The organism is Bifidobacterium sp. UBA4282 (assembly GCF_002394995.1).
Lineage (GTDB): Bacteria > Actinomycetota > Actinomycetes > Actinomycetales > Bifidobacteriaceae > Bifidobacterium > Bifidobacterium pullorum_B.
Genome location: NZ_DGVO01000040.1, coordinates 30,086 through 34,014, shown reverse-complemented (window position 1 = coordinate 34,014; position 3,929 = coordinate 30,086). Strand labels below are relative to the sequence as shown.

General features: G+C 66.4%; 3 protein-coding genes, 2 pseudogenes and 1 riboswitch. Of the genes and pseudogenes, 4 read left to right on the top strand and 1 reads right to left on the bottom strand.

Features of this window, described 5'->3' with window-relative positions:
- Positions 1-592, bottom strand: a pseudogene (locus B4C31_RS06105) (glycine--tRNA ligase); the annotation flags it as partial.
- Between the two features lie 121 nt (positions 593-713).
- Positions 714-816, top strand: a riboswitch (TPP riboswitch).
- Here B4C31_RS06105 and B4C31_RS06100 point away from each other — a divergent pair.
- The 4 genes and pseudogenes from B4C31_RS06100 to B4C31_RS06090 all read left to right on the top strand — a co-directional run bounded on the left by B4C31_RS06100 (position 806) and on the right by B4C31_RS06090 (position 3,875).
- On the top strand, positions 806-1,732 hold the full coding sequence (locus tag B4C31_RS06100; RefSeq protein ID WP_291531750.1) for a hydroxyethylthiazole kinase: 927 nt from the start codon (positions 806-808) through the stop codon (positions 1,730-1,732). (Overlaps the previous riboswitch by 11 nt.)
- Positions 1,733-1,797: 65 nt before the next feature.
- Positions 1,798-2,439 (top strand): annotated as a pseudogene (locus tag B4C31_RS08840) (thiamine phosphate synthase); the annotation flags it as partial.
- A 159-nt stretch (positions 2,440-2,598) separates the two neighbouring features.
- Positions 2,599-3,468, top strand: a complete 870-nt coding sequence (gene thiD, locus B4C31_RS08835) for a bifunctional hydroxymethylpyrimidine kinase/phosphomethylpyrimidine kinase (RefSeq protein WP_414631852.1) — start codon at positions 2,599-2,601, stop codon at positions 3,466-3,468.
- A 29-nt stretch (positions 3,469-3,497) separates the two neighbouring features.
- Positions 3,498-3,875: a thiamine-binding protein gene (locus B4C31_RS06090; RefSeq protein WP_291531748.1), complete on the top strand. Its 378-nt coding sequence runs from the start codon at positions 3,498-3,500 to the stop codon at positions 3,873-3,875.
- Positions 3,876-3,929 lie beyond the last annotated feature (54 nt).

The following is a 3,929-nucleotide window of genomic DNA, read 5'->3' as shown; positions in this document are numbered from 1 at the left end:
TGATCTCGTTGCGGAAGCTCTTGCCCATGTTCGCAATGCCGAACGGCGGCTTGGAGCGCGAGGAGGTCATGACGTTCTTGAAGTCCACGAAGATGCCCTGCGCGGTCTCCGGGCGCAGATAGTGCAGGCTGTTCTCATCCTCCACCGGGCCCAGATGCGTGCGCAGCATCATGTTGAAGTCGCGCGGTTCGGTCCAATTGCCCTTGGTGCCGCAGTCCGGGCACACGATGTCCTTCAGGCCGTTCTCCGGCTCATGGCCGTGCTTCTCGGCATAGGATTCCTCAAGCTTGTCCGCGCGATGGCGCTTGTGGCAGTTCAGGCACTCGATCAGCGGGTCGTTGAACACCGAGACGTGACCGGAGGCCACCCACACGGCCGGCGGCAGGATCACCGAGGTGTCCACGCCCACCACGTCGCCGCGGGTCACGACCATCGAGCGCCACCATTCGCGCTTGATGTTGTCCTTGAGCGCCACGCCGAGCGGGCCGTAGTCCCACGCGGAACGGGTGCCGCCGTAGATCTCGCCGGCGGGGAAAACAAATCCGCGACGCTTCGCGAGGGATACCACTTCATCGAGTTTGCTTGCAGCCACAATGCACCTTCTGGTTTGAACGGTTTGGGGTCTTGTCAAAGACCTCAGGATACCGATAGACGCTGACAGCACGGACCGCCGGTTCATGCCCGGGTTGTCCGCTTGACGGCGTAGCGTCGGAACCGACATGCAGGGGAACCCCGCACGGGGTTGAGATGGGCCACAAGCCCGACCCTTTGAACCTGTTGGTTAAGACCATCGTAGGGAGCAGCTATGAGCATCGACTCGTCCAACGCATCATCCGCAACAGTCCCGTCCGCATCGCGGCCCGGCGATCTGCCGGACGATCATCCGCTGCGCGCTCGCATCGCTGAAGCGGTCCACGCCGTACGGGACACCACGCCGCTGGCCCAATCGTTCACGAACTTCGTCACCATCAATCTGGTGGCGAACGCGCAGCTGGCCGTCGGAGGCACCGCCGCGATGAGCTATCTGCCGGACGATGTCCTGGACATCGCGGCCATCTGCGGCGCCACCTACATCAACGTCGGCACGCTGCTGCCGTTCTACAAGGACGCCCTGGCGGACATCGCCCGCGGACTGCACGACCAGGGCAAGCCGTGGGTGCTCGACCCCGTGGCCGCGGGACTGGGCGCCACGCGCACCGCCATCCTCGAATCGTTCCGGGACGTGCCGCCGACCGTCGTGCGCGGCAACGCCAGCGAGATCATCGTGCTCGATCGTATGTGGGAACTTTCCGATATGACCGCCGACGCCGGGGAACCAACGACCCGTCCCGCCGGCGTGGAATCCGCCGACGAGGTGGAGTCGGCGATGCCGGCCGCCCGCCGCATCGCCCGCCATCTCGCCGCTCACTCAAACGATGGGCAGGGTGCGGTCGCCGTGTCCGGCGCCGTCGATTTCGTCACCGACGGCACGCGTGGTTACCGACTGCCCGGCGGCAGCGCCCTGATGACCAAGATCACCGGCGCCGGCTGCTCGCTCGGCGGCGTGGTCGGCACCTATCTGGCCGTCGCCGATCCGTTGACCGCGGCGATGGCCGCCTCCCTGCATTTCAACCGCGCCGGCGAGATCGCCGAAGCCGCCGCCCACGGCCCCGGCTCGTTCCAGACCGAATTCCTGGACGCGCTGTGGAATGTCACCGCCGAGCAGATCGCCGAATCCACGATTCTGCAGTGACACGGACGGCACAACGACATGGGCCGTTCGATTCAACGGCCCAATCACCACGGAAAGGATCGACGATGAACCGTTTCCCCTACCCCACAATGCGCGACCGCTTCGACCTGCGCGCCTACTTCGTCGTCGGCCCCGATGACACCAAAGGCCGTCCGGTGGCCGATGTCGTCGCCGCGGCGCTGCGTGGCGGCGCGACCTTCATCCAGCTGCGCGCCAAGCACGCCGACGCCCGCGATCTGACCGCGATGGCCGAGGCGATCGCCGCCGTCATCGCGCAGGCCGGCAAGGCGGACACTGTGGCGTTCGTCATCGACGACCGCGTCGATGCGGCCTGGCAGTGCCGTGAACTCGGCATCAAGGTCGACGGCGTGCACATCGGCCAGGACGACATGATGCCCGAGCAGGCGCGCGCCTTGCTCGGCCCTGACGCCATCATCGGCCTGTCCGCCGAAATCCTGCCGCACATCAAGACCGCCAATGCGCTGCCCGACGGCACCATCGACTATATCGGCGCGGGACCGCTGCACTACACCGCCACCAAGCCGGATGCGGCCGCGGTCGAAGCGGACGGCACCAAGCACGCGCTCGGCATCGCGGGGGCGCAACTGTTGTGCGAGGCGAGCCGTTATCCGGTGGTGGTCGGCGGCGGCGTGCATGCGGACGACGTGCCGGCGTTGGCCCGGACCGCGGCCGATGGATGGTTCGTGGTCTCCGCGATCGCCGCCGCGGACGATCCGGAACGAGCCACCCGCGAACTGCTCCAGGCATGGATCGCCGTGCGTGGGGACGCCCGGCACGGCGTTGCGGCGTCGGTGGCCTCCCACCTGCAATCGGATGCGACCGCTCCCCCGCAATGCGGTGCCGCCATGTTTGATGTCAAGCAACCGCACGGTCTGCCGCCGGTGCTGACGGTCGCTGGATCGGATTCGTCGGGCGGCGCCGGCATCCAGGCCGATCTGAAGACCATGCTGGCCAATGGCGTGTTCGGCATGTCCGCCATCACGTCGCTGACGGCGCAGAACACCACCGAGGTGCGCGCCGTGCAGAACGCCGACCCGTCGATCCTGGCCGACCAGATCGATGCGGTGTTCGAGGACATCCCGCCAATGGCGGTCAAGATCGGCATGGTCTCCAGCGCGGCGCTTATCGAGACGATCGCCGACCGGCTGACCGCGCATCAGGCGCGGAACATCGTGCTCGACCCGGTGATGGTGGCCACCTCCGGTGCCAAACTCATCGACGATGATGCCGTCGCCGCGCTCACCACACGGCTGTTCCCGCTGGCCACGGTCATCACGCCGAATATGCCCGAGACCGAGGCGCTGCTGGAGCAGGCTCTGCAGGAGCGTTCGTCGGCGAATGATGCCCCTGCCGCTCGACTGCTCAGCGAAGGGATTCGCGCCGAGGCGGATATGGAGACGGCCGCCCGCACACTGGCCGAACACTTCGGCTGCGCCGTGCTCGTCAAAGGCGGGCATGGCGTCAAGGACGCCAACGACGTGCTGGTGGAGCCGGACGGCACCGCCACCTGGTTCACCAGCCCGCGTATCGACAACCCGAACACGCACGGCACCGGCTGCACGCTCTCCTCGGCCATCGCCTCCCATCTGGCGCTGGGCGAGACACTGCCGCAGGCGGTACGCAGCGCCAAGGATTATCTGACCGGCGCGCTGGCCGAACAGCTCGACCTGGGCCACGGTTCCGGACCGATGGACCACGCCTGGCATTGGCACTGAAGCCGGCACACCAGAAGAAGGAGTTTGACATGAACGAATCCAAGCAGATCAACCGCAACGCAGTCCGGCAGGAGGTGCCGGTCAATCCCGAAACCGACAAGCCGTATATCAACACGGTGGCGGCCGTGGCCATCGCCCCCAGCGGCGTGGGCGCAGAATTGAGCGAATACGTCTCACAGGCCGTGGCGGTGATCCGCAATTCCGGCCTGCCGAACGAAACGAACGCGATGTTCACCAACATCGAAGGCGATCTGGATGATGTGCTACGCGTGGTACGCGATGCCACGATGAAGCTCGCCGAGCAGGGATACCGCACCGGCGTGACCTTGAAGCTCGACATCCGCCCGGGCTTCAGCGGCCAGCTGACCGAGAAATCGAAACTGGTGGACGAGCTCCTGTCCAAGTAGCCGGCAAACGGCAGACACCTCGCAGTATGCCCTTGCGCGTTACCCCCCCCCCCC

Bases quoted from the DNA above. Each gene is read 5' to 3' on its own strand.
- B4C31_RS06100 (WP_291531750.1), top strand. From the start codon at position 806: ATGAGCATCGACTCGTCCAACGCATCATCCGCAACAGTCCCGTCCGCA.
- thiD (WP_414631852.1), top strand. From the start codon at position 2,599: ATGTTTGATGTCAAGCAACCGCACGGTCTGCCGCCGGTGCTGACGGTC.
- B4C31_RS06090 (WP_291531748.1), top strand. From the start codon at position 3,498: ATGAACGAATCCAAGCAGATCAACCGCAACGCAGTCCGGCAGGAGGTG.